Source organism: Ancylobacter sonchi, from assembly GCF_018390695.1.
GTDB classification, from domain to species: Bacteria; Pseudomonadota; Alphaproteobacteria; order Rhizobiales; family Xanthobacteraceae; genus Ancylobacter; species Ancylobacter sonchi.
In genome coordinates this window covers 2,256-3,751 of sequence record NZ_JAHBGF010000002.1, presented here as the reverse complement: position 1 = coordinate 3,751, position 1,496 = coordinate 2,256, and the positions used below count along the sequence as shown (strand labels likewise).

The 1,496-nt window shown below is 56.6% G+C and carries 1 protein-coding gene and 1 pseudogene; one reads left to right on the top strand and one right to left on the bottom strand.

The genetic code is table 11. The annotated features are described in order from the left end of the window. Positions 1–278: 278 nt before the first annotated feature. Complete coding sequence (locus tag KHC28_RS00085) at positions 279–611, top strand: hypothetical protein (protein WP_214006308.1); 333 nt, start codon at positions 279–281, stop codon at positions 609–611. A 228-nt stretch (positions 612–839) separates the two neighbouring features. Here the strand turns inward: KHC28_RS00085 and KHC28_RS00080 are convergent. Continuing rightward, positions 840–1,496, bottom strand: a pseudogene (locus tag KHC28_RS00080) (integrase core domain-containing protein); the annotation flags it as partial.

Below are 1,496 nucleotides of genomic sequence, written 5' to 3'. Positions count from 1 at the left end.
TCTTTCAGCACCGAAATGAGCTGCTCTTCGCTGAAAAGGCTGCGCCGCATGGCCCTTCTCCTGATCGAAGACCCAACTTATCCGTGGCAGGAAGTCAGAGCAGCACGTCAGGCCTTATCTCCGTGCCCACGAAACCGGCAGTAGGCCACTCCGACAAACTCGGGGCGGGCCGGAGCCGGCTATTTTATCCCTCTCAGATGCCACTGCTCCTTCCATCCCATCCCAATATATAGGATAATTCGATCGTACACCTTCACTCACTATCGATTGGGTTTCTCATGGCGAATTTTCTTTTGAGTTTCGAAATTTCTCCGCATTCAGAAGTTGAGAATTTTGTCGCTGCTGCTCGAAGGCGTGGATGGGCGCCGTGGATCGCTAGTACCAAGGGCATTAAGTATATGGTCCCTGAGCGGTCGCTTGTTGGGGATTTTCCTGGGATCTTGGAGGCTGAGGAATCCCTGAAAGCATCTGCCGCGGCAGCACGTCGGAACGCTGAAGATGATATGGAACTGATTAAGTTCGTTATCGTCCAATTTGATGTAAGTCGCTTTTCTTCAGACCGTCGGCGCCATCCAACGGTGAAGGCTGACGCAGCAACTGCCCAAGAATGACAGGTATGTAATTTATTTTAATCGCGCTGGCCGTTGGTGGCTACAAATTGGTAGCCGAAGAGTGCTATTAGAGTTTCACGACTACAACAACGATCATCTGAGAACGATCGTTGTTGTAGTTCGCGATTAACCTGAGACCCTTTTCTCCTTCGGCTTAGGAGAGAGTCCGAGGGTTGATGATCCGAGACCATTTTCTGGACGGCCGGATGCTGGAGTTTCCGGCCGGCTTCACGGCGGTGGGCTGGCTATGCCGCCGGGGTTCTGCAGCGAGATCGGGGGCTTGTGGCAGATGGCCCCGTGCGGCCGATCCTCGTTGTAGTATCTGAGCCAAGCCTCCATCTTTTCGGCCGCATCCGCAAGCGTCAGGAACCAATGCGTGTTCAGGCACTCGCTCCGGAAGCGACCGTTGAAGCCTCGATGAACGCGTTATCGGTGGGCTTTCCCGACCGGGAGAAGTCCAACGTCACCCCCTTCGCATAGGCCCTTAGATCCAGGTCACGGCTGCTGAACTCCGAGCCTTGATCGACACGGGTCGTTCGCGGATAGCCCACCTTGGCGCAAACCCTTTCCAGCGTCGCAACCATATGCTCGGCCCGATAGCTGAAGCGTGGATCGACCACTGGCGAGAAGCGCGAGAAGGTGTCGACCACGGTCAGCACGCGGATCTTGCGCCCGGTGGCCAGCTGGTCGTGGACATGGGGCGTGGTCGGATCGGCAGGATCTGTAATGGTTACGTGGGCCTGTCGAACTCCAGAGCCGCACAAGCCCGCCGGATCGCGCCTGCCACTCATCACACATCACGCCGACGAGCTCGCGCTTGCGACCAGGCCTCAGATTTTTCGGCGGACGATATCCTGCGCCATCTCCCGGTCGAGCGAGAGGTCG

What these genes read in the sequence shown, in the direction of transcription:
- KHC28_RS00085 (WP_214006308.1), top strand. Translation starts at nt 279, where the DNA reads ATGGCGAATTTTCTTTTGAGTTTCGAAATTTCTCCGCATTCAGAAGTT.